The organism is Dryocola baronae (assembly GCF_051297175.1).
Taxonomy (GTDB): domain Bacteria; phylum Pseudomonadota; class Gammaproteobacteria; order Enterobacterales; family Enterobacteriaceae; genus Dryocola.
Map to the genome: position 1 here is coordinate 592687 of NZ_JBINNY010000001.1, position 22265 is coordinate 614951.

General features: G+C 54.4%; 21 protein-coding genes and 1 other RNA gene. 13 read left to right on the top strand and 9 right to left on the bottom strand.

What is annotated here, in order from left to right:
* Window positions 1-855, bottom strand: coding sequence for a tagatose bisphosphate family class II aldolase (locus ACSPHG_RS02800; RefSeq protein WP_435951998.1), 855 nt, complete (start codon window positions 853-855; stop codon window positions 1-3).
* Between the two features lie 338 nt (window positions 856-1193).
* Here ACSPHG_RS02800 and ACSPHG_RS02805 point away from each other — a divergent pair, with 338 nt between their 5' ends.
* Window positions 1194-2027: a DeoR/GlpR family DNA-binding transcription regulator gene (locus tag ACSPHG_RS02805; protein WP_435951999.1), complete on the top strand. Its 834-nt coding sequence runs from the start codon at window positions 1194-1196 to the stop codon at window positions 2025-2027.
* 11 nt (window positions 2028-2038) lie between these two features.
* On the top strand, window positions 2039-2992 hold the full coding sequence (locus tag ACSPHG_RS02810; RefSeq protein ID WP_435952000.1) for a sugar kinase: 954 nt from the start codon (window positions 2039-2041) through the stop codon (window positions 2990-2992).
* Between the two features lie 159 nt (window positions 2993-3151).
* Here ACSPHG_RS02810 and ACSPHG_RS02815 read toward each other — a convergent pair whose 3' ends face one another.
* Window positions 3152-4564, bottom strand: coding sequence for an MFS transporter (locus ACSPHG_RS02815; RefSeq protein WP_435952001.1), 1413 nt, complete (start codon window positions 4562-4564; stop codon window positions 3152-3154).
* A 133-nt stretch (window positions 4565-4697) separates the two neighbouring features.
* Here ACSPHG_RS02815 and ACSPHG_RS02820 point away from each other — a divergent pair, with 133 nt between their 5' ends.
* On the top strand, window positions 4698-5627 hold the full coding sequence (locus tag ACSPHG_RS02820; RefSeq protein ID WP_435952003.1) for a LysR family transcriptional regulator: 930 nt from the start codon (window positions 4698-4700) through the stop codon (window positions 5625-5627).
* 33 nt (window positions 5628-5660) lie between these two features.
* Here the strand turns inward: ACSPHG_RS02820 and iraM are convergent, their stop codons facing one another.
* Together iraM and garD are read right to left on the bottom strand one after the other, a co-directional pair.
* Window positions 5661-6017, bottom strand: a complete 357-nt coding sequence (gene iraM / locus ACSPHG_RS02825; RefSeq protein WP_435952005.1) for an anti-adapter protein IraM — start codon at window positions 6015-6017, stop codon at window positions 5661-5663.
* Window positions 6018-6633: 616 nt separating this feature from the next.
* Window positions 6634-8205 carry a galactarate dehydratase gene (garD, locus tag ACSPHG_RS02830; RefSeq protein WP_435952007.1) on the bottom strand — a complete coding sequence of 524 codons (1572 nt, stop codon included), beginning with the start codon at window positions 8203-8205 and terminating at the stop codon, window positions 6634-6636.
* 419 nt (window positions 8206-8624) lie between these two features.
* Between garD and ACSPHG_RS02835 the strand changes: the two genes are divergently transcribed.
* From ACSPHG_RS02835 to rnpB, 5 genes are all read left to right on the top strand, one after another.
* The gene (locus ACSPHG_RS02835; protein WP_435952008.1) at window positions 8625-9974 is read left to right on the top strand and encodes an MFS transporter; all 1350 of its coding nucleotides are present in this window, start codon (window positions 8625-8627) and stop codon (window positions 9972-9974) included.
* Between the two features lie 26 nt (window positions 9975-10000).
* Complete coding sequence (garL, locus tag ACSPHG_RS02840) at window positions 10001-10771, top strand: 2-dehydro-3-deoxyglucarate aldolase (RefSeq protein ID WP_435952009.1); 771 nt, start codon at window positions 10001-10003, stop codon at window positions 10769-10771.
* 32 nt (window positions 10772-10803) lie between these two features.
* Window positions 10804-11694, top strand: a complete 891-nt coding sequence (gene garR / locus ACSPHG_RS02845) for a 2-hydroxy-3-oxopropionate reductase (protein WP_435952010.1) — start codon at window positions 10804-10806, stop codon at window positions 11692-11694.
* A gap of 109 nt (window positions 11695-11803) precedes the next feature.
* Entirely contained in the window at window positions 11804-12949 is a 1146-nt protein-coding gene (gene garK / locus ACSPHG_RS02850; RefSeq protein WP_435952011.1) for a glycerate 2-kinase, read from the top strand.
* Window positions 12950-12991: 42 nt separating this feature from the next.
* Window positions 12992-13372: RNase P RNA component class A (gene rnpB / locus ACSPHG_RS02855), an RNA gene on the top strand.
* A gap of 216 nt (window positions 13373-13588) precedes the next feature.
* On the opposite strand, the gene sfsB is transcribed toward rnpB, so the two are convergent.
* Both sfsB and ispB read right to left on the bottom strand, forming a co-directional pair.
* On the bottom strand, window positions 13589-13876 hold the full coding sequence (gene sfsB / locus ACSPHG_RS02860; protein ID WP_435952012.1) for a DNA-binding transcriptional regulator SfsB: 288 nt from the start codon (window positions 13874-13876) through the stop codon (window positions 13589-13591).
* 204 nt (window positions 13877-14080) lie between these two features.
* Window positions 14081-15052 (bottom strand): octaprenyl diphosphate synthase, encoded by a 972-nt coding sequence (ispB, locus tag ACSPHG_RS02865; protein WP_435952014.1) that lies wholly within the window; start codon window positions 15050-15052, stop codon window positions 14081-14083.
* Window positions 15053-15312: 260 nt separating this feature from the next.
* On the opposite strand from ispB, the gene rplU reads away from it, so the two are divergent.
* From rplU to cgtA, 4 genes are all read left to right on the top strand, one after another.
* Entirely contained in the window at window positions 15313-15624 is a 312-nt protein-coding gene (gene rplU / locus ACSPHG_RS02870) for a 50S ribosomal protein L21 (RefSeq protein WP_202304112.1), read from the top strand.
* Window positions 15625-15642: 18 nt separating this feature from the next.
* Window positions 15643-15900, top strand: coding sequence for a 50S ribosomal protein L27 (gene rpmA, locus ACSPHG_RS02875; RefSeq protein ID WP_121267728.1), 258 nt, complete (start codon window positions 15643-15645; stop codon window positions 15898-15900).
* 100 nt (window positions 15901-16000) lie between these two features.
* Window positions 16001-16966 (top strand): DMT family transporter, encoded by a 966-nt coding sequence (locus ACSPHG_RS02880; RefSeq protein ID WP_435952015.1) that lies wholly within the window; start codon window positions 16001-16003, stop codon window positions 16964-16966.
* 16 nt (window positions 16967-16982) lie between these two features.
* Entirely contained in the window at window positions 16983-18158 is a 1176-nt protein-coding gene (cgtA, locus tag ACSPHG_RS02885) for an Obg family GTPase CgtA (protein ID WP_435952016.1), read from the top strand.
* 115 nt (window positions 18159-18273) lie between these two features.
* Here cgtA and pmrB read toward each other — a convergent pair whose 3' ends face one another.
* Genes pmrB through dacB form a run of 3 tightly spaced genes read right to left on the bottom strand, consistent with a single transcriptional unit; the run spans window position 18274 to window position 21428 of the window.
* Window positions 18274-19332, bottom strand: coding sequence for a two-component system sensor histidine kinase PmrB (pmrB, locus tag ACSPHG_RS02890; protein ID WP_435952018.1), 1059 nt, complete (start codon window positions 19330-19332; stop codon window positions 18274-18276).
* Window positions 19329-19991, bottom strand: coding sequence for a two-component system response regulator PmrA (gene pmrA, locus ACSPHG_RS02895; protein WP_435952019.1), 663 nt, complete (start codon window positions 19989-19991; stop codon window positions 19329-19331). Before pmrA ends, pmrB begins: the two co-directional genes overlap by 4 nt.
* Before the next feature lie 3 nt (window positions 19992-19994).
* The gene (gene dacB, locus ACSPHG_RS02900) at window positions 19995-21428 is read right to left on the bottom strand and encodes a serine-type D-Ala-D-Ala carboxypeptidase (RefSeq protein WP_435952020.1); all 1434 of its coding nucleotides are present in this window, start codon (window positions 21426-21428) and stop codon (window positions 19995-19997) included.
* 254 nt (window positions 21429-21682) lie between these two features.
* Here dacB and greA point away from each other — a divergent pair, with 254 nt between their 5' ends.
* Window positions 21683-22159 (top strand): transcription elongation factor GreA, encoded by a 477-nt coding sequence (greA, locus tag ACSPHG_RS02905; protein ID WP_435952021.1) that lies wholly within the window; start codon window positions 21683-21685, stop codon window positions 22157-22159.
* Window positions 22160-22265: the final 106 nt, after the last annotated feature.

A 22265-nucleotide genomic window follows, 5' to 3' on the forward strand; every position in this document is an offset into this window, starting at 1 on the left:
TTACAGTTGTCCTTCGCAGCCGCAGACGTTTATCACCTTGCGCACCACTTCCTTCATCGCCTGTTTGGCGGGCTGCATATAGTGACGAGGGTCGTTCGCCTTCGGGTTTTGGGTGAAGTACTGCTTGAGGGCATCGGAGAAGGCGATTTTCAACTCGGTCGCTACGTTTACTTTGCATACGCCCAGGCTGATGGCGCGGCGAATATCGCTTTCCGGCAGGCCGGATGCGCCGTGCAGCACCAGCGGGATTTCAACCTGCGCGCGGATTTCGGCGAGGCGGTCAAAATCGAGCTTAGGTTCAGCGGCGTACAGGCCGTGCGCCGTGCCGATGGCGACCGCGAGTGAATCAATACCCGTGCGGGCGACAAAATCGCGAGCCTGCTGCGGATTGGTGTAAAGCGCGTCTTTGCTGTCGACCACCAGGTCATCTTCCACGCCGCCCAGGCGGCCCAGCTCTGCTTCAACGCTCACGTCATAGCGGTGGCAGAAATCCACCACTTCTTTAACCAGCGCGACGTTTTCTTCAAAAGGAAAATGGGAGCCATCGATCATCACCGAGCGGATCCCGGCGTGTACTTTCGTTTCGATATCGGCAAGCGTTTCGTGATGATCGAGATGAATCGCCAGCGGCAGGTTGTAAGCGCGGGCCAGATCGCCTGCGATCGCCACGATATTACCGATGCCCGCATAGCTAAAGGTGCCCGGCGTGCCGGCAACAATCAGCGGTGAACGCATTTCGGCGGCGGTTTCAACGACGACCTGAAGCGTTTCCAGGTTGTGAATATTAAAGGCCGGAACGGCGTAGCCGTTTTGCTGGGCCTTCAGGAGCATATTTTTACTGGAAATGATGAACATGTTTGTCTCCGCTGGATGATAACTTTCAATATTAAAGTTAAATATCAATTTAACCTTCGTTTTGAAAGTAATGTAGCGATCGTTCACGCTTCGCGTTGTGATCGCGGCCGCATAAACGCGATCATTTTTTCTAAATGAAAGTTATTTGTTGACTGTTGATTTTGTTTTGTAAGTTAATGAGAGAAGGGAATGGAAGGTAATCTCTTGAAAGTATTGACTTGTTTTGAATATGTTAGTGAGCGAAGCCGCGGTGCATTTGACTTCACCCGGTGGAAATTTAAAAATGAAAGTTATGAGCCGGGATTTGTACCCGGAGGACAAGCCAATAAGGTCATGCCGTGTCAAAACCTTCTACCAGCCTGCTGAAAAGGCGTCTGGATATCGCTGAGATCGTCCGTAAAAACGGTGAGATAAAAGTAGAGGATCTGGCTGAAATGCTGGCGGTTTCGGGCGTGACGATCCGTAACGATCTTAATTATCTGGAACAGCAGGGTTATTTGAAGCGCTCTTTTGGGGGCGCTATTTATACCGCACAGTCCGTCGGCGTGCCGGTAAGCCAGGAGGCTGTACGCGCGCAGCCTTTAGATAACGCAATTGAGCTCGAGCTGGCCCGGCAGCTTGCTCGCGCGGTGTGTGACGGCGAAACCGTTTTTTTGGGTTCGGGAAGCGTGATGCGTAAGGCGATTCCCTTTTTGGGCGAATGCCGCGATCTTCGCCTGGTGGTGAACGATCTGTCGCATGTGTCACCCGGCCGCGACTATATCGATGGCGAACTGGTGCTGCTGGGCGGCGTAGTGGGGCAAAGTGGACAAACGTTAGAAGGCGAGCTGACGCTTCAGTCGCTGCGGCAATACCGGCCGAGCCGCTGCCTGATTGTTGTCGAGAGCATTAGCGACGACGGTACGCTTAACGTGGCGAATGACGCGACGGCGGAGCTGCTTAAGGAAGCCATGAAGCTGAGCGATCGTCGCGTGGTGGTCGTGGCCCAGCGCCCGGTATATGGCGAAGCGCGGCACGCCGTAGGGAAGTTAAACGAGATAAATGCTGTCATCACGCCGCAAATTGTGGCGGCAGAGTACCATTCCCGGCTTCAAGCCGCGGGTTTATCAAACAGCTACACCAACAGCGAATGCCTGACCTGGATAAATCCTGCCCTGCATCCGACAAGGTGATGGATATAAGCATGAATGTGACTATTGCGACGCTCGGCGAGCTGCTTGTCGAATTTCTGGCGAAAAAAGAGAATCAGGGCTTTTCTACGCCCGGTGAGTTCTGGGGGCCGTATCCCAGCGGTGCACCGGCTATTTTTGCCGACCAGGTGGCGAAGCTGGGGTTTAAATCCCTGCTGTTTAGCTGCGTGGGTGACGACGCCTTTGGCTCGATGAATATTTCGCGTCTGGCGCGTGACGGGGTGAACGTGCGGGGGATTGCGGTTTTGCCTAACGCAACCACCGGTAGCGCGTTCGTCAGCTACCGAAGCCAGGCGCAGCGTGATTTCATCTTTAATATGCCCAACAGCGCCTGCGGCCTGCTGAACGTTAATCATCTCGACGAGTCGCTGCTGAAACAGTGCAATCATTTTCACATTATGGGCTCGTCGCTGTTCTCGTTTCGTCTGATTGATGCGGTGCGTAAGGCCATCGGCATCGTGAAGGCTAACGGCGGCACCGTGTCGTTCGATCCTAATATCCGTAAAGAGATGCTGAATATCCCCGAGATGTCGCAGGCGTTTGAGTACATTCTCGATTACACGGATTTCTTCCTGCCGAGCGACGGCGAGCTGGACTATTTCGGGCTGAGCAAATCACGCGATGAAGAGAAGATCGTCGCAAGCCTTTTTGCCCGGGGAATAAGTCATGTGGTGATAAAACGCGGGCCGCGCGGTGCAAGCTACTACAGCGCAAGCGAGCGGTATCACATGCCGGGATATGCCGTAGACGTGGTTGACCCAACCGGTGCGGGCGACTGCTTCGGCGCGACGTTCGTTAGCCTGTTCCTTGCCGGGTATAGCGTATCGGACGCGCTGGCCCGCGCCAACGCCAGCGGCTCGCTTGCCATTTCCCAGCGCGGCCCGATGGAAGGCACTTCTACGCTCGCGGAGATTGAAGAGTTTATTGCCAGCCAGGAGGCGCGTTAATGGCGGGTTATCAACATTATCTCTGCCAATGGATTGGGCAAGGGATTACCGTTTAAAAATATTCTACCGCCAAAATGGCGGGAGAAATCTCTTTAGAAGAAAGGTGTGGAAAACCACACCTGCGCCAAAAATCTCGTCACGGCTTTGCTCTAATTGATTTTATTCAGTCGTTAACCTTCCCCCCCGCAGTCTACTGACGCTAATCGCGATGGCCAGTACGGTGGCGGCAACGGCAATCCACAGGCTTATCTGTACGGCGTAGGCCTCTTGCTGCGGATTGTTCTGCGCATAAATCGAAAGGATGACGCCGACAGCGGCTGCGCCCAGGCATTGGCCGAAGGTGCGCATTATTGCCAGCATCCCGGAGGCGTAACCGCTGTTCGCCCGCGAGGCATTTGCCAGCATTTCCCTGTTGTTCGGGCTTTGAAAGCAGCCAAACCCTATGCCGCAAAGCAGGCTGCGCAGGCCGATATCCCAAACCTGCGCGTGTTCGGGAAGCCGGGCAAGCAGTATCAGCCCGATGGCAAAGATGGTTAGCCCAATGGTTGAGATCATCGCTGCGGGAACGCGGTCGGCCAGGCGTCCGGCATGCGGGGCGGCCAAAATGATGCCAATCGGCCACGGGGTAAAAAGCAGCGCCGAGACAAGCGCGCTGTAGCCGTAGGCGCTTTGAAACAGGAAGGGCAGCGCCACAAAGGTGATCCCCTGGCTGACAAAAGACGCCAGGGAAGTCAGGGCTGCCAGCGAAAATCGCGATGAAGCGAACATGTCGAGCGGCAGCAAGGGGGCCGCCGCGCGGCGCTGACGCCATATAAAGAGCACCCCCGTCACGACAGCGGTTACCCCATAGGTTAAGGCCGTTGCCAGTTCGCCGCGTCCAGGATGTGAAAAAGCGTCTGCCGCCATAATCAGCGCGCCCAACGATGCCGCAGACAATACCGCTCCCGCGTAATCAAACGGTTTGTGCTTCAGGGCAGGCTCGTGGGGGATTGCCCGTAGCGTTAGCCAAAGGGCAATGAGGCCCAGCGGGATATTAATGGCAAACAGCCATTCCCAGCTCATCGCCGACAGGATTGTGCCACCCAGTACGGGTGCGATAGCGGTTCCGGTGCCAATGAGCAGCGCGTTCAGGCCGAGTATTCTGCCCAGCAGGCGATTTGGGAACACCGAACGTAAAATCGCCGGGCCAATGCTTAGCGTCGCCGCGCCGCCGATGCCCTGTAAAATTCGCATCGCGACGAGCATTTCGAGCGAGGAGGATAACGCGCACCCCGCGGAGGCCAGCGTAAATACGCCGAGGCCGATGGCAAAGAGCCTGCGGAACCCCATGATGCTGGCAACGGAGGCAAATACGGCAAGCGTCATGGCTGCGGCGAGTAAATAACCGTTGGCAACCCAGACGGCAGCGCCTGCGGATACGTTCAGCGTGCGGGCGATTTGCGGCAGGGCAATGTTGACCATGGAGCCGTCGAAAACGGCCATGGTTGTCATCGTCATGACGGCGGCCATGGCTAAGGCGCGTTCGTGGCCCGCTAATCCCTCATCCCCTGGCTGGTCGGAAAAAAGTACCATTGTATTTTCTCTTTCACTGGTTGATGCCGGGAATATAGCTGCGCGTGAGATAAGGCGGAAGACGCAGCACCTGCAACAATAAGCTGCACCAAACGCCTTCTCTTCGTTTTACTGCCGGACTATGATGTGCGCTATGACCGATCCAGACCTGAACTTACTTATCGCGCTTGACGTGCTTCTCGCTGAGGGGAGCGTGGCCGGTGCCGCGCGCCGCTTAGGGCTTAGCACGTCGGCGATGAGCCGCACGCTGGGCCGCCTGCGTGCGACAACTGGCGATGCCCTGCTGGTGCGGGCGGGGCGAAATATGGTGCTAACGCCTTTTGCCGCTGAGATCCGCGCGCGCACGCAAAATGCCGTTCATGAGGCCCGCGCGATACTTCGCCCGCCCGCCAGCGCTCTCGACCTATCGACGCTGGACCGCACTTTTACACTGCGTACCAACGAAGGTTTTATTGAAGTATTTGGCGCTGAGCTGATTGCCGCAGCGGCCGCCATAGCGCCTCTGGTGCAGCTGCGTTTCACCCCAAAACCGGAGAAAAACACTCGCTATCTACGGGAGGGGTTGATCGACCTTGAGGTTGGCGTGTCGGGGGATATGGGGCCAGAAATCAGGCTCCAGGCGCTGTATCGCGATAGGTTTGTGGCGGTGGTAAGAAAAGGCCACCCGCTGGAGCAGAAGGCTTGCGTCCGCGCCGCAGATTACGCCGCCTTCGGGCACGTTGTTGTTTCCCGTCATGAAAGGGTAACCGGGCCGGTGGATGACGCCCTGGCAGCGCTGGGGCTGGTGCGCCACATTGCCGCCGTGGTGCCGAGCTTTCCGGCGGCGATTGCCGTGGCGCAGGCTTCTGCTTTAATCGCGCTGGTGCCGGGGACTTTCCTGCTCCGACAGCCGGGCCTGCACGGCAATCCCGGTGACGCCAGGCTGTTTGCCTTTGCGCTCCCCGTCAACACTCGCGAAATCACCGTGTCGCTGATGTGGCACCCTCGCTCGGAGGCCGATCCGGCCCATCGTTGGCTACGGCAATTGGTGCTGAGCGTTTGTCGTCAGAAAGTGCCTTACTGAATGACTTTTTAATTCAGCGATCCTCCCCATACTCTACGGGAAAAGCGTTGGCAGGGTTTCCTCCAGCCCGAACGGGCACTTCTCCAGATAGCATTTCCCTTTGAAATCACACCTGGTAGGCATAACTGCCGCGTTGCCGGGACATTCGGACTGCGACATCATCGTGCGCCAAAGGGAGGCGTTAAACGGGCTGATATTGCAGATCGTTAACTCTCTTGCCTGGTTATTTACAAATAGCCCTAATTCGCTGGTGATAATTTCATCTCCCGGCAGCATGAGCCGTGAGGATTTATACCAGATCATGAGCTTCAGCTCGCGCCGCGAGATAATGCATGAGAACGCCGTTCCGGTGCTTGGGCTTATTACAGAGTCGATCACAGTCCATTTCATTTACTTCTCCTTTGGCTACTAAACGGCGGGTTATGACGCAGAAGATATCGCAAGAAATACCATCTTGTTGTAGAGCAGTTTAATAAGACGAAACATCTTTACTCTTAGGCGTTAACAAACCCTTTCCGGACTTTTCCATTATAGCAATAAGCTACGTCCTATAGCCTAGATCAATGTATTGATATAAACCATTGAATTTGATCGAATTTTTAAATATTTATAATAATAATCTTAAAATTCAAAAGGATATTTAAGAATATATTTTAGAAAGGGAGCGTTTTTGATCAAAAATAAAGCAGGTTGTGTTTGTGAAGCAGCCAGGTTGATCTGTAACAATATATCGGCGGTTCTTATCCGGTTTATGGTTGGGGGATTTATTAGTATCGGCAAAAGATGGAGCAGTTTGCAATAGTGCTTTCACTTTACGGGATAAGTATTACGGAGGGTATTTTAAAGCGTTGAGTTATCGTTGAGGAAGCGGGTTCTAATATACTTAATTCTTTTTCCTGCGAATTAATACTGCGGGATTGTTAGCTATTACGGAAACGTATTCATGATAACCGTCGACTCAAGGCGGGTAACCAAGGCTACCCGCCGGGTTGGCGACTGACCGAAATCAGGTTACCGGAGCCGGGTTGAATACCGCCAGCGCGTTGTGTAAGCCCCACTGGTCGGAGAAGGTTTGTTTCGTACCGCTGGCGACGTCGAGGATGAATTTAAACAGCTTCCAGCCCACGTCTTCTATGGTTTCTTCCCCGGTGGCGATGGTGCCAGCGTTGATGTCCATTAGGTCATACCAGCGGTTTGCCAGCGCGGTACGTGTCGCCATTTTAATAACCGGTACCGCCAGCAAACCATATGGCGTGCCGCGCCCGGTGGTAAAGACCTGTACGGTGATCCCGGAGGCGACCTGTTGCGTACCGCAGACGAAATCGCTGGCCGGCGTTGCTGCGTAAATCAGGCCGCGTTTGGTTGGGCGTTGACCCGGGGAAAGCACTTCCACGATCGCGCTCTGCCCTGATTTAGCGATGGAGCCAAGGGCTTTTTCCACCACGTTCGCCAGGCCGCCCTTTTTGTTGCCGGGGGACGGGTTGGCGCTGCGGTCGGTTTTACCCATGTCCAAATAGTTGTCGTACCATTCCATTTCTTCCAGCAGGCGCTTGCCCACCTCTTCGTTGATCGCGCGTGGCGTTAACAGGTGGATGGCATCGCGTACTTCCGTCACTTCTGAGAACATCACCGTTGCGCCGCAGCGTACCAGCAGGTCAGACGCAAAGCCTACGGCCGGGTTAGCCGTTACGCCGGAGAATGCGTCGCTGCCGCCGCACTGCATGCCGACCACCAGTTCGGATGCGGGGCAGGTTTCACGCTGGCGCTGGTTAAGTTTTGCAAGGTGGCGTTCCGCCACGCTGAGAATGTCTTCAACCATCGACTTAAAGCCGACGTGGTGTTCGTCCTGCAGCCGGACGATGCTGGCTTCGCCGACGGAGATAGCCTGCACGTCTTCGGTGCCTTCCAGCAGGCGTTCCGGCTGGAGCTTTTCGCAGCCCAGGCCGATGACCATCACTTCACCGCCGAAGTTCGGGTTAAGCGCGATGTTGTGGATGGTGCGAATAGGGATAACCGCCGCCGGGGCGTTGATCGCCACGCCGCAGCCGTAGAGGTGATTCAGGCCAACCACGCCGTCCACGTTCGGGTAGCGCGGCAGCAGGTCGCGTTCAATAATTTTGATGACGTAATCCACCACGCCCGCCACGCAGTGTACGCTGGTGGTGATGCCGAGCAGGTTTTTGGTACCGACGCTGCCGTCGGCGTTGCGGTAGCCTTCAAAGGTGTATCCTTCGAGCGGGGGCAGCGGCTCGGGGACTTTGGTTGCCAGAGGCAGCGTGTGCAGCGGCGGCGCTTTTGGCAGCTCAACCAGGGATTCATCAATCCACGACCCCTGCGGGATGGCGCGTACCGCATAGCCGATGACTTCGCCGTAGCGGATAATTTCACCGTGGGCGGGGATATCGACCAGCGCGGCTTTGTGCCCCTGCGGTATATGTTCGATTAATGTCAGCCCATCCGGAAACTGAGTGCCCGCTTTCAGACCGTTGTCGTTAACAATAATTGCAACGTTGTCGGTTTCATGAACTTTAATATAAAAGGCCGTCGGCGACTGCTGTCTAATTTCGATGTCTGCCATTGTTCACGCTTCTCCAAAAACGCAGTTACTTATTTGTAAAGTAATTGCAAAGTAAAGAACTTAAATTAATCGAGCGCTGTTGGCTCGGTAGCTAATTAAAGAATGTCAGTTCAGGAATAATAAGAATGTGATGCAGATCACTTAATTCTCTGACGCCAGCATTGATAAGGGTAGCAATATAGAAATCTGTGCAATACGCCCCACAATCATGTGCCAATGAACATAAAAATTGCGTTATGGTATTTCTCTATTGGGCATATGCCTAATGCCTGCTTAAGGCGAGCTGACTATACTGTGTTGCGTATTATCAACACTAGGCTAATTACAGTTCGCGACAGAAAGCCAAATATATATTGGTAAATGTTGCTTCTTATAAATAAAAATCCTTGTCAGCAGTGCCCGTTACAGAGGATATAAAAATGATTTTGGATACTTCCACCGATTCAAAGGTAAGTGTTGAATCGAAAAAAGGTCATCACACCCGTTATTTAATATTATTAATTATTTTCATCGTTACGACCATTAACTACGCGGATCGTGCGACCTTATCTATTGCCGGTACCGAAGTCGCTAAAGAATTGCAGCTGAGCGCGGTTTCTATGGGGTATATCTTTTCCGCGTTCGGCTGGGCCTATTTGCTGATGCAGATCCCCGGCGGCTGGCTGCTTGACCGCTACGGCTCGAAGAAGGTGTACACCTACAGCCTGTTCTTCTGGTCGCTGTTTACCTTTACTCAAGGTTTTGTGGACATGATACCGCTGGCGTATGCCGGTATCTCAATGTTCTTTATGCGTTTTATGCTCGGTTTTTCGGAAGCGCCGTCGTTCCCGGCTAACGCCCGTATCGTAGCCGCATGGTTCCCGACTAAAGAGCGCGGCACCGCTTCGGCGATTTTCAACTCCGCGCAGTATTTCTCGCTGGCGCTCTTCTCCCCGCTGCTCGGCTGGCTGACCTTCGCCTGGGGCTGGGAGCACGTCTTCACGGTGATGGGCGGTATTGGTTTCGTGCTGACCTTCCTGTGGGCGAAGTTCATTCACAACCCAACCGACCACCCGCGCATGTCGAAGCAGGAGCTGGATTTCATCTCCAAAGGCGGCGCGGTGGTGGACATGGACCACAAAAAAGCTGCCAACGCGGATAACGGCCCTAAGCTGCATTACATCAAGCAACTGCTCAGCAGCCGCATGATGCTCGGCGTGTTCTTCGGGCAGTACTTCATTAATACCATCACCTGGTTCTTCCTTACCTGGTTCCCGATTTATCTGGTGCAGGAGAAGGGGATGTCGATTCTGAAGGTTGGGCTGGTGGCGTCTATTCCTGCACTTTGCGGTTTTGCCGGTGGCGTGCTGGGCGGGGTGTTTTCGGACTATCTGATCAAGCGCGGCTGCACGCTGACGCTTGCCCGCAAGCTGCCGATTGTGCTGGGTATGCTATTGGCATCGACCATCATTCTGTGTAACTACACCGATAACACCGCGCTGGTGGTGACGCTGATGGCGCTGGCGTTCTTCGGCAAAGGCTTTGGTGCGCTGGGCTGGCCGGTGATTTCCGATACCGCCCCGAAAGAGATTGTCGGGCTGTGCGGCGGGCTGTTCAATGTGTTTGGTAACGTCGCTTCTATCGTGACGCCGCTGGTGATTGGCTATCTGGTCAGCGAGCTGCACTCGTTTAATGCGGCGCTGGTATTCGTGGGATGTTCCGCCCTGATGGCGATGGTCTGCTACCTGTTCGTAGTGGGTGACATCAAACGTATGGAATTGCAGAAGTAAGCAACGAAAAACATAAGGTAAAGCTGATGAACAACAACGTATTCCCGAATAAATTCAAGGCCGCGCTGGCGGCCCACCAGACGCAAATCGGCTGCTGGTCGGCGCTTGCTAATCCTATCAGCACCGAAGTGCTGGGCCTTGCCGGGTTCGACTGGATTGTGCTGGACGGCGAGCATGCGCCGAACGATATCACGACTTTTGTTCCGCAGCTGATGGCGCTGACCGGCAGTCACAGCGCGCCGGTAGTACGTGCGCCTACGAACGATCCGGTGATTATCAAGCGTCTGCTGGATATCGGCTTCTACAACTTCCTGATCCCGTTTGTTGAAACCCAGGAAGAGGCCGCGCAGGCCGTGTCGTCTACCCGCTATCCGCCGGAAGGCATTCGCGGCGTGTCGGTTTCACACCGCAGCAACGGCTACGGCACCGTGGTGGATTACTTCAAACAGGTGAATCAGAACATCACTATTCTGGTGCAGATCGAAAGCCAGCAGGGCGTAGATAACCTGGATGCGATTGCGGCAACCGACGGCGTGGACGGGATTTTTGTAGGGCCAGGCGACCTGTCCGCAGCCCTGGGCCACCTCGGTAATCCGTCCCATCCCGAAGTGCAAAGCGCCATTCAGCATATTTTTGCGCGTGCCAAAGCACACGGCAAACCTGCCGGTATCCTGGCTCCGGCTGAAGCAGACGCGCGCCGCTACCTGGAATGGGGCGCAACTTTTGTCGCCGTGGGCAGCGATTTGGGCATTTTCCGCTCCGCCACCCAGAAGCTGTGCGACCAGTTTAAAAAATAACATCCACCCGTAAATAACGAGAGAGTAAAGCTATGACACTGAAAGTTGGGTTTATCGGCCTGGGCATTATGGGCAAACCAATGAGTAAAAACCTCATCAAAGCCGGTTATTCGCTGGTGGTGGCCGACCGTAACGCAGAGGTGATTGCTGAAGTGATTGCCGCTGGCGCTGAAACTGCGGCTACGCCAAAAGATATCGCCGAGCGATGCGATGTGATCATCACCATGCTGCCAAACTCCCCGCACGTGAAAGAAGTCGCGCTGGGTGAGAACGGCATTATCGAAGGCGCGAAGCCGGGCACGGTGGTTATCGATATGAGTTCTATCGCACCGCTGGCAAGCCGTGAAATCAGCGAAGCGCTCAAAGCGAAGGGCATCGATATGCTGGACGCGCCGGTCAGCGGCGGCGAGCCAAAAGCTATCGACGGCACGCTGTCCGTGATGGTCGGCGGTGACAAAGCCATTTTCGACAAATATTACGATCTGCTGAAAGCCATGGCCGGGTCCGTGGTGCATACCGGTGATATCGGCGCGGGCAACGTTACCAAGCTGGCAAACCAGGTCATTGTGGCGCTGAACATCGCGGCTATGTCCGAAGCGTTAGTGCTGGCAACCAAAGCGGGCGTGAACCCGGATTTAGTTTTCCAGGCCATTCGCGGCGGCCTTGCGGGCAGCACCGTGCTGGAAGCGAAGGCGCCGATGGTGCTGGATCGCAACTTTAAGCCGGGCTTCCGCATCGATCTGCACATTAAAGATCTGGCGAACGCGCTGGATACCTCCCATGGTGTTGGCGCGCAGCTGCCGTTAACGGCCGCGGTGATGGAAATGATGCAGGCGCTGCGTGCAGACGGCCACGGCAACGATGACCACAGCGGAATCGCGTGTTACTACGAAAAGCTGGCGAAGGTTGAAGTCGCTAAGTAAGCCGTCGTAGGGCGGGCATGCTTCGCGCTCCCGCCAATTTTACCGGTGGATGGCGAGCCGCTTATCCACCCTATAAACCTGTCAGCAAGCTAGAACAGGCATGGACACTATGAAAATCGTTATCGCACCCGACTCATATAAAGAAAGCCTCTCCGCTGTTGAAGTGGCGCAGGCGATTGAAAAAGGATTTCGCGAGATATTTCCTGATGCGGAATATATATCGGTTCCGGTTGCAGATGGCGGGGAAGGGACGGTCGATGCCATGATCGGCGCCACTCAGGGCTCGAAAATGACCGCCACGGTCACCGGGCCGCTCGGCGAGCCGGTAACGGCCTGCTGGGGGATGTCCGGCGATGGCAAAACCGCATTTATCGAAATGGCCGAGGCCAGCGGCCTGGCGCTCGTTCCCGTGGAAAAACGTAATCCGCTGGTGACGACTTCCCGCGGTACGGGCGAGCTGATTTTATGTGCCCTGGACAACGGTGCGCGCAATATCATTATCGGCATCGGCGGCAGCGCCACCAACGACGGCGGAGCGGGCATGGTGCAGGCGTTGGGCGCAAAGCTTGTTGACGCTACGGGGAAAGAAATTAGCCCTGGCGGCGGCAGCTTATTGAGCCTGAACAGCATTGATATTTCCGGGATGGACAAGCGCCTGGAAAGCTGCGTGATTAACGTGGCCTGCGATGTGACTAATCCGCTGATTGGCGATAACGGCGCGTCGCGTATTTTTGGGCCGCAGAAAGGGGCCGACGAGGCAACGATAGTCGAGCTGGATCGCAATCTGGCGCACTTCGCCGACGTGATTAAAAAGCACCTGCGCATCGATGTGAAGAACGCACCTGGCGCGGGGGCCGCAGGCGGGATGGGCGCGGCGCTAATGGCTTTCCTTGGGGCCGATTTGCGCAGCGGTATTGAGATTGTGACCGAGGCATTGAATCTTGAAGAGCATATCCATGATTGTTCGCTGGTGGTGACGGGCGAAGGGCGCATGGACAGTCAGAGTATTCGCGGCAAGGTTCCCGTTGGCGTAGCGGCGGTGGCGAAGAAATACCGTAAGCCGGTGATTGGTATTGCCGGGGCGCTGACCAGCGACGTTGCCGTTGTGCATCAGTATGGGATCGACGCGGTGTTTAGTGTGCTCAACAGCATTGGTACGCTGGAAGATGCTTTTAAGAACGCCTTCGAGAATATTTACCGCGCCTCGCGTGATATCGCCGCGACGGTGGCTATTGGGATGCGAATTACCGGCTAAGTCGGCGTGACATGGGCGCGCAAACCCTCTATACTTCGCGCCGAAGCTGACCAGGCAGTCGCCGCTTCGTCGTCGTCCTCTTTCGGGGGGAGACGGGCGGAGGGGAGGAAAGTCCGGGCTCCATAGGGCAGGGTGCCAGGTAACGCCTGGGAGGCGCAAGCCTACGACCAGTGCAACAGAGAGCAAACCGCCGATGGCCCACGCAAGTGGGATCAGGTAAGGGTGAAAGGGTGCGGTAAGAGCGCACCGCGCGTCTGGCAACAGTTCGCGGCACGGTAAACTCCACCCGGAGCAAGGCCAAATAGGGGTTCACAAGGTACGGCCCGTACTGAACCCGGGTAGGCTGCTTGAGCCAGTGAGTGATTGCTGGCCTAGATGAATGACTGTCCACGACAGAACCCGGCTTAACGGTCAGCTTCAACCATTCAGAAAAACCCCGCTTCGGCGGGGTTTTTTGCATCTGGAGAGTAGATAAGCGTCGGCGTCATCAATCGAATTTGCGATGTCCTGATGGCGAATGGCTCGTTGTTATCCGCTCTACGAATGATGTTCAGTCGCTGGTTTTGTAGGGTGGATAAGCGTCAGCACCATCCACCATACAGAGTACTTTTGGGCTACGAATAGCTGCCCGATTTCACATCATCTTTTACGCATCAGCCGGGACCGATCGATAAATTCATGCGTTTCGGGATGGTAATAGCGTGAAGGCCAGATTAACCAGGGTTTTGTGCCTAATGCTTCGGCAATTATTAGCTCCCCCTTTGGCCACGGGCGTGATAATGCATTGGCTAAAGTCGATGAGTTCAACCCTGCCTTGCGTGATTCTGCCGCTAAAGACGTTCCCTTTTTTCGCAGGCTGGCGATGATATCCGCCGGATGCCAGTCGGTCTGTTTTGTGCTCAAGTTTCCTCCCTGTAACAACGTCATTTCCCGGAGTGATATCTTTCCGTTTAGAAGTTATAGCATGAAATTATCCAAATAATTCCAATAAATGACGTGAAAGATAAGATCTGTGTTTTATTACACAAAACAGTATGCAAGATGATGAAAAAGCGTTTCAAAAGGAAGCGTTGAAGGATTGGTGCGGAATTTATTGGAAACTCTGCGCGCCTTGTTAGGCGCGCAAAGGGGTTAACGGTCGCGTTGAACGGACATGTGTGCCAGAGCAACCAGCGCTGCTTTGTGATCGCTTTCTGGCAGCAGCGCAAGGGCATCAATCGCTTTATCCGCTTCTTGCTCTGCACGCAGGCGAGTCCATTCCAGGGAGCCGCAGGCCGCCATGGTATCCAGCACTGGCTGAAGTAAATGACGTCCGTTACCCTGTTCAATGGCTTCACGAATCATCTGCGCCTGTTCAGGCGTGCCATTGCGCATGGCGTGCAGCAGAGGCAGGGTAGGTTTACCTTCATTGAGGTCATCGCCGACGTTTTTACCCAGCGTTTGGCCGTCTGCGCTGTAATCCAGCAGGTCATCGATCAGCTGGAAAGCCGTGCCTAAATAGCGGCCATAATCCTGAAGCGCCTGCTCCTGTTCCGGCGTGGCATCGGCCAAAATTCCCGAGCACTGCGAGGCCGCTTCGAACAAGCGCGCGGTTTTGCTGTAGATCACCCGCATATAGCTTTCTTCGGTGATATCCGGGTCGTTGCAGTTCATAAGCTGGAGGACTTCGCCCTCAGCAATGACGTTTACCGCCTCGGACATGACTTCGAGAACCTTCAGCGAGCCTAGCTGGGTCATCATCTGGAAGGCGCGTGTATAAATAAAGTCACCGACAAGCACGCTAGCCGCATTGCCAAACGCCGCGTTGGCCGTGGCTTTACCGCGGCGCATATCAGATTCGTCCACGACGTCATCATGCAGCAGCGTCGCGGTGTGAATGAACTCGATTAGGGCAGCGATATTGATGTGCGCATTGCCTTTATAGCCGAGCGCGCGTGCGGCAAGAACCGCGATCATCGGGCGTATGCGTTTCCCGCCACCGCTTACGATGTAATAGCCTAACTGGTTGATCAGTTGGACATCCGAATTCAGTTGCTCAAGGATGACCGCGTTGACACCCGCCATATCTTGCGCGGTTAACTCATTAATTTTTTCTAAATTCATCGCAAAAGTCTGGCTTACAGTCCTGTTTACCACGTGTTGTTATGGAATAACGTGGAGGTAGAGGAGGTTAATGTAGTACAGATTGTACTGAAAAAACGAGGCAGATAAACGTTGTCTGTGATGTTGCGTTTTTTTTCTACGTGTATGCACAAACAGGCTTGTCAAATGCTCTCTGTTTGCGTAATATTCGCGCCCTATTGTGAATATTTATAGCGCCACCTGAAACCAATGTAAGGTGTGTGCGGAAAGCGGAGTTTTATATGTACGCGGTTTTCCAAAGTGGTGGTAAACAACACCGAGTAAGCGAAGGTCAGACCGTTCGCCTGGAAAAGCTGGACATCGCAACCGGCGAAGCTGTTGAGTTCGCTGAAGTTCTGATGATCGCTAACGGTGAAGATGTCAAAATCGGCGTTCCTTTCGTTGATGGCGGCGTAATCAAAGCTGAAGTTGTTGCTCACGGTCGTGGCGAGAAAATTAAGATTGTTAAGTTTCGTCGTCGTAAACACTATCGTAAGCAGCAAGGCCATCGTCAGTGGTTCACTGATGTTAAAATCACTGGCATCAGCGCTTAATACAGAGGAGCAGATTAAATGGCACATAAAAAGGCTGGCGGCTCAACTCGTAACGGTCGCGATTCCGAAGCTAAACGTCTGGGCGTAAAACGTTTCGGCGGTGAAGCAGTTCTGGCTGGCAGCATTATCGTTCGTCAACGTGGTACTAAATTCCACGCTGGTAGCAACGTAGGTTGCGGCAAAGATCACACTCTGTTCGCTTTGACTGACGGTAAAGTTAAGTTCGAAGTTAAAGGCCCGAAAAACCGTAAATTCATCAGCATCGTTGCTGAATAAGTTTTTCGCGTCCCGGTAACGGATTGAAGCCCCGCAACACGTTGCGGGGCTTTTTACATTCTGAGTCCGGCAAATTAATGAAGTACCTGAGAACTTCAGCATGAAACAGCAGGCGGGAATTGGCATTCTTTTGGCACTGACCACGGCCGTTTGCTGGGGCGCTCTGCCAATAGCAATGAAGCAGGTGCTGACGGTCATGGAACCGCCAACGGTAGTGTTTTACCGCTTCCTGATGGCAAGTATTGGCCTGGGTTCGATCCTCGCTATTCGCGGTAAATTGCCGCCGATGCGACTCTTCCGCAAGCCGCGCTGGCTGGTTTTGCTGGCGATTGCTACCGGTGGATTGTTCGGTAACTTCCTGCTGTTTAGTTCATCACTGCAATACCTGAGCCCAACGGCTTCTCAGGTTATCGGCCAGCTCTCTCCGGTGGGGATGATGGTGGCAAGCGTGGTGGTGCTGAAAGAAAAAATGCGCGGCACGCAGGTCGTTGGGGCCATTATGCTGCTTTGTGGCCTGGTGATGTTCTTCAACACCAGCCTGATTGAGATTTTTACCCGTCTGACGGATTACACCCTTGGGGTGATTTTCGGCGTTCTGGCGGCGACCGTGTGGGTCAGCTATGGCGTGGCGCAGAAGGTGTTATTACGCCGTCTGGCCTCGCAACAGATCCTCTTTTTGCTGTACACTTTGTGTACTATCGCTTTGTTGCCTCTGGCGCAGTTGAATATGATTTTTCAACTGAGCGGCTGGCAGCTGGCATGTTTGATTTTCTGCGGCCTGAATACGCTGGTTGGGTATGGAGCGCTGGCAGAAGCGATGGCACGGTGGCAGGCGGCGCAGGTTAGCGCAATCATTACGCTGACTCCGCTGTTCACCCTGCTGTTTTCTGATTTATTAGCGTTAGCCTGGCCCGATTTCTTCGCCATGCCGTTGCTTAACCTTGTGGGTTATACCGGCGCGTTTGTCGTGGTTGCGGGCGCAATGTATTCCGCCATTGGTCACCGTCTTTGGGGACGCTGGCACAAAACCGAAGCTGTCATTCCAGTACAACGTTCGGGCGAATGATTTACGGAGAAGTGAAATGAAGTTTGTTGATGAAGCAACGATCCTGGTCGTAGCAGGTGATGGCGGTAACGGCTGCGTTAGCTTCCGTCGTGAAAAATATATCCCAAGGGGCGGCCCGGACGGTGGTGACGGTGGTGACGGCGGTGACGTTTGGCTGGAAGCTGATGAGAACCTCAACACCCTTATCGATTACCGCTTCGAAAAGTCTTTCCGCGCAGAGCGTGGCCAGAATGGCCAGAGCCGTGACTGTACCGGTAAACGTGGCAAAGACGTCACGGTGAAAGTGCCTGTAGGTACTCGCGTCATTGACGGCGGCACCGGCGAAACCATGGGCGACATGACGCAGCACGGTCAGAAGCTGATGGTCGCAAAAGGCGGCTGGCACGGCCTGGGTAACACGCGTTTTAAATCCTCTGTAAACCGTACACCGCGCCAGAAAACGATGGGTACGCCTGGTGAAAAACGCGATCTTCAGCTTGAGCTGATGCTGCTGGCGGACGTAGGTATGCTGGGGCTGCCGAACGCGGGTAAATCTACCTTTATTCGTTCCGTCTCTGCCGCAAAACCAAAAGTTGCCGATTATCCATTTACCACCCTGGTGCCGAGCCTTGGCGTGGTGCGTATGGATAACGAGAAGAGCTTTGTCGTTGCCGATATCCCTGGTCTGATTGAAGGCGCTGCGGAAGGTGCTGGCCTGGGTATTCGCTTCCTGAAGCACCTTGAGCGCTGTCGCGTACTGCTTCACCTCATCGACATTGCGCCAATCGACGAATCGGATCCGGTTGAAAACGCCCGTATTATTATTGGCGAGCTTGAGAAATACAGCGCTAAGCTGGCAGAGAAGCCGCGGTGGCTAGTGTTCAACAAAGTCGATTTGATGAGCCAGGAAGAAGCCGAAGCTCGCGCTAAAGAAATTGCCGAAGCGATGGGCTGGGAAGATAAGTATTACCTTATCTCGGCGGTCAATCGTGAAGGCGTCAACGCGCTGTGCTGGGACGTGATGGACTTCATTATCGCTAACCCGAAAGTCAGCGAAATTGTACCGGTCGCGCCTGAGAAAGTTGAGTTCATGTGGGATGACTACCATCAGCAGCAGCTCGATGCGGCAGCCGAAGCGGAAGAAGACGACGACTGGGATGATGACTGGGATGAAGATGACGACGAAGGCGTCGAAATCATTTATCAGAAGTAATTAGCCAGTTGCGGCGGGTGGCGCGAATGCTTATGCCCGCCCCACGTAGGTCAGATAAGCGTTAGCGCTATTCAACAACATATAAGGGCCGGAATTTCCGGCCCTTTTTTATGGGTTACTGAATCGTTGTTGGCAGCCAGCTGCAGGCGTTCAGGCCGCTGCATTCGCTGCGGTTATCGAGCGAAAGCCTGCCGTGGTGCAGTTGCACGATGCGCAGAACGATATTCAGCCCCAGACCGCTGCCGCCATATCGCTGGTCCATACGGCGGAAGGGTTCGGTAAGCGTTTGTCGGTGCTGCTCGTCGATCCCCGGCCCCTGATCGGATACGGTCAGTACGGTGCCCTCATCCTTTGGCGAGATGGAGACGGTAATCACGCTCCGCTCCGGGCTGTAGCGCGAGGCATTCTCCAGCAGGTTGCGCAGCATCAGGCGTAACAACACCGCGTCCCCCTGCACCGTGAGTGCGCTTTGCTGCGGCCAGTCGATGGTTTGGCTGCGAAGCGCCATCATTTCTTCCATCTCCATTTTCAGCGGCGCGATGATATCGCTCGTCCAGCTAAGCGTATTGTAATGCCCGCTTGCCAGCGCCTGTCCGGCTCGGGAAAGCATCAGCAGCTGTTCGATGGTGTGCATAAGCTGATCGATACGGTCGAGCAGCATCGGGGCCTGTGGGTTGCCTGAGTTTGCCATCAGTTCGAGATGCAGCCTGAGTCCGGCAAGCGGCGTGCGCAGCTCGTGAGCCGCATCGGCGGTAAAGAGACGCTCCTGCTGAATGGTATGGTCAAGACGGCCGAGAAGCTGGTTCAAGGACGTGGTGACGGCCACCATCTCTTCCATGTCCGAATACATCGGCAGGGGAGTGAGGTTGTCCGCAGAACGGTTGGCGAGGCTTGATCGCAGGCGGTTTAAGGGGCGGGTTATCCAGGTTATTGCCCAAAACGAGAAAAATAGCGTGAAGCCAATCATCACCAAAGAGGGGACCAGCAGCGACGCGATTGCCTCGCGGATCTCTTTTTCGACGTGCTGGTTGCGGGCTTTGGCAGAGAGCGTTTCGCTGACCAGGAAACCGATTTGCTCCCGGCTTTCATGCCACAGCCACAGCACGCTGACTAATTGAAAAAACAGCAGGATTAACGCAAGTAGGATCATCAACCGCCGACGCATGCTGTTCATGTTCGGCTCTCCAGGCGATAGCCAACGCCGCGCACGGTTTTGATACGATCTTTGCCTAACTTGCGGCGAAGATTGTGGATGTGAACCTCAAGCGTGTTTGAACCGGGATCGTCCTGCCAGCTATAAATGTCCTGCTGTAGCGTTTCGCGATGGACTGTCTGCCCGATACGCATCATTAATCGCGTAAGCAGAGCGAATTCTTTTGGCGTGATTTCGAGCGGCAGGCCCTGTAGCAAAACCTGCTGGGTTTGCAGATTCAGCGTGAGGTCGTCCTGCTCCAATAGGTTGTCGCTGTGCCCTTGGTAGCGTCGGATTAATGCCCGCGCTCGCGCCTGGAGTTCGGCCAGGGCAAAGGGCTTGACCAGATAATCATCGGCCCCGGAGTCCAGGCCTTTCACCCGGTCTTCCAGCGCGTCGCGCGCGGTGAGAATCAATACGGGATTCGTCACGCCGCGGCGGCGCCACTGGCTGAGCAGCGTGGCACCGTCTTTATCCGGCAGGCCGAGATCCAGAATAACCAGGCTGTACTGGCCGCTTTGTATCAACGCGTCGGCTTCGGCGGCGGTTCCGGCGCAGTCCAGCGCGTATCCTTCATTGCCTAATGCCTGTGCTAAACCTTCCTGTAACAGTAAATCGTCTTCAACAATCAGCAGTTTCATGGCTTAGTTATTCTGGTAGATATCCTTATAGAGTCGACTTTCGAAGCGCACTAATGGGATACGACGGTTACGTTGATCGGCAGGCTCTACGGCATAGCCGGATAAATACTGCACAAAGGCCATCCGCTGCCCGCTGGCGGTAGTAATGAAGCCGGCCAGGTTATAAACCCCCTGTAGGGATCCCGTCTTCGCGGAGACTTTGCCATCGACGCCCGCCTGATGGAGGCCTGCGCGGTACTGCAAGGAGCCGTCATAGCCTGCAAGCGGCAGCATCGATATAAAGTTTAGCTGGCTATCGTTCTGCGCGATGTATTGCAGAACCTGCATCATGGTGGCAGGGGAGATCAGGTTATGGCGCGATAGGCCAGAGCCGTCCACCACGATTGTGTTACCTAAGTTTACACCGGCCTTCTGGCTGAGGATTTGACGCACGGCGTCTGCCCCCGCGCGCCATGTGCCCGGCACGCCAAAGCGATTATGGCCAATGGTACGGAAGACCGTGTCGGCAATCATGTTGTCTGATTTCTTGAGCATGATTTTCAGCAGGTCGTGCAGCGGCGCAGACTCTTTGCTGGCGATAACGGTGCCCGGTGTAGTCACCTGGGTCTGGCGTAACAGCGTGCCGCTATAGGTAATGCCTGCTTCTTTAAGCTCGGCTTTTAAAATAGCGCCTGCATAACTTGCGCCGTCCTGAATAGCGAAGGCTAAGGGCAACGGGTCCGCACGCTGAGTCATACAGCCTGTGAGAGTGAAACGGTTAAGGTCGCCGGGCACAACGTCAAGCTCGCAGTACTGTGCATCAGGCGATCCTTTGGCGAGTGTTCTGACCTGGCTGTTCATCAGCACTGGGTAATAGGAGGCGATACGTATAAACGCGAGATCGTCGGGTTTTGGCGCGCTGTATAACAAAATGGAGAAACAGTTTCGATCGACAATCGCTGCAGCAGGCGGCGCGCTAAAGCATTGGGTCATGTCGTTCCACGGCCAGCCCGGTGCTTTGTCGTGGCTTGCAAATACGGAAGTATCAATCAGCACATTGCCCTGGATTTGCTGTACGCCGGATTTTTTCAATACCGCAACCATATTGCGGATATCCTGACGTTTTAGCGTCGGATCGCCACCAAATCTTGCAACCAGGTCGCCATTCAAGACGCCATTGCTGACCTGCGCGTGACTTTCAAGCGTTGTGGTGAAGCGAAAATCCGGGCCAAGCTGTAGCAAAGCTGCAAGCGCCGTAATCACTTTTTGAGTACTAGCGGGCAGCGCCATTTGCTGACTGTGGTAGTCAATTGATGGCGTTTGAGCACCAACCTTTTGCACCATCAGTGCCAGATTAGCTCCCGCGGGTAATTGGGAGGTGTACTCTTCAACGTTGGCAGCCTGAACGTTTAATACCACTGCACTGGTCAATCCAATGACAAATCTAAGAAATCGCATAATCTCGCGGTAACAACCTGGAAACGTGCAGCCATACTACGGTGCAACGCGGTGGAAAGTAAACGATGACCCTCGGGGAACTCCAGGGTAAAATGCGTATCAAATTGAAAACCGTTCCTGACCTGGGGCTTTGCTCCGGGTCAGTTTTCTTTTATTTGTTGTCAGGGAAACGCACTGCGCGCCCTGGCCAGGCTCTTAAGTCAGACTCGTCGAAAAGGCGGTGCTGAACAGGACAGTTTTAAGAGGTATAACAAATGCAACCTATTCCGATGACCCTACGTGGCGCTGAAAGATTACGTGAAGAACTGGACTTCCTGAAGTCAGTTCGTCGCCCAGAAATTATTGCAGCTATCGCTGATGCACGTGAGCACGGCGATCTGAAAGAAAACGCCGAATACCATGCCGCTCGCGAACAGCAGGGTTTCTGCGAAGGCCGTATTCAGGATATCGAAGCCAAGCTTTCTAACGCTCAGGTTATTGATGTGACCAAAATGCCGAACACTGGCCGTGTTATTTTTGGTGCCACCGTTACCGTCCTGAACCTGGAAAGCGACGAAGAGCAGTCTTATCGCATTGTTGGCGATGATGAAGCTGATTTTAAACAGAATCTGATTTCAGTTAACTCACCTATCGCGCGCGGTCTGGTGGGCAAAGAGCAGGATGATGTGGTCGTGATCCGCACGCCTGGCGGCGATGTCGAATTCGAAATCGTAAAAGTGGAATATTTATAATTTCTGCTACGCTGAAAGCAGGCGTTGCGTATTGTAAAGAAAGGAAAAAGGCCGCATAGCGGCCTTTTATCAACTAACAGAGCGTGGCATTTTGCACACTCTCTGC

What these genes read in the sequence shown, in the direction of transcription:
- ACSPHG_RS02800 (WP_435951998.1), bottom strand. Translation starts at nt 855, where the DNA reads ATGTTCATCATTTCCAGTAAAAATATGCTCCTGAAGGCCCAGCAAAAC.
- pmrB (WP_435952018.1), bottom strand. Translation starts at nt 19,332, where the DNA reads ATGAACAGCATGCGTCGGCGGTTGATGATCCTACTTGCGTTAATCCTG.
- rpmA (WP_121267728.1), top strand. Translation starts at nt 15,643, where the DNA reads ATGGCACATAAAAAGGCTGGCGGCTCAACTCGTAACGGTCGCGATTCC.
- cgtA (WP_435952016.1), top strand. Translation starts at nt 16,983, where the DNA reads ATGAAGTTTGTTGATGAAGCAACGATCCTGGTCGTAGCAGGTGATGGC.
- pmrA (WP_435952019.1), bottom strand. Translation starts at nt 19,991, where the DNA reads ATGAAACTGCTGATTGTTGAAGACGATTTACTGTTACAGGAAGGTTTA.
- greA (WP_435952021.1), top strand. Translation starts at nt 21,683, where the DNA reads ATGCAACCTATTCCGATGACCCTACGTGGCGCTGAAAGATTACGTGAA.
- ispB (WP_435952014.1), bottom strand. Translation starts at nt 15,052, where the DNA reads ATGAATTTAGAAAAAATTAATGAGTTAACCGCGCAAGATATGGCGGGT.
- ACSPHG_RS02880 (WP_435952015.1), top strand. Translation starts at nt 16,001, where the DNA reads ATGAAACAGCAGGCGGGAATTGGCATTCTTTTGGCACTGACCACGGCC.
- garD (WP_435952007.1), bottom strand. Translation starts at nt 8,205, where the DNA reads ATGGCAGACATCGAAATTAGACAGCAGTCGCCGACGGCCTTTTATATT.
- ACSPHG_RS02820 (WP_435952003.1), top strand. Translation starts at nt 4,698, where the DNA reads ATGACCGATCCAGACCTGAACTTACTTATCGCGCTTGACGTGCTTCTC.
- garK (WP_435952011.1), top strand. Translation starts at nt 11,804, where the DNA reads ATGAAAATCGTTATCGCACCCGACTCATATAAAGAAAGCCTCTCCGCT.
- ACSPHG_RS02815 (WP_435952001.1), bottom strand. Translation starts at nt 4,564, where the DNA reads ATGGTACTTTTTTCCGACCAGCCAGGGGATGAGGGATTAGCGGGCCAC.
- sfsB (WP_435952012.1), bottom strand. Translation starts at nt 13,876, where the DNA reads ATGACGTTGTTACAGGGAGGAAACTTGAGCACAAAACAGACCGACTGG.
- garL (WP_435952009.1), top strand. Translation starts at nt 10,001, where the DNA reads ATGAACAACAACGTATTCCCGAATAAATTCAAGGCCGCGCTGGCGGCC.
- dacB (WP_435952020.1), bottom strand. Translation starts at nt 21,428, where the DNA reads ATGCGATTTCTTAGATTTGTCATTGGATTGACCAGTGCAGTGGTATTA.
- garR (WP_435952010.1), top strand. Translation starts at nt 10,804, where the DNA reads ATGACACTGAAAGTTGGGTTTATCGGCCTGGGCATTATGGGCAAACCA.
- iraM (WP_435952005.1), bottom strand. Translation starts at nt 6,017, where the DNA reads ATGAAATGGACTGTGATCGACTCTGTAATAAGCCCAAGCACCGGAACG.
- rplU (WP_202304112.1), top strand. Translation starts at nt 15,313, where the DNA reads ATGTACGCGGTTTTCCAAAGTGGTGGTAAACAACACCGAGTAAGCGAA.
- ACSPHG_RS02810 (WP_435952000.1), top strand. Translation starts at nt 2,039, where the DNA reads ATGAATGTGACTATTGCGACGCTCGGCGAGCTGCTTGTCGAATTTCTG.
- ACSPHG_RS02835 (WP_435952008.1), top strand. Translation starts at nt 8,625, where the DNA reads ATGATTTTGGATACTTCCACCGATTCAAAGGTAAGTGTTGAATCGAAA.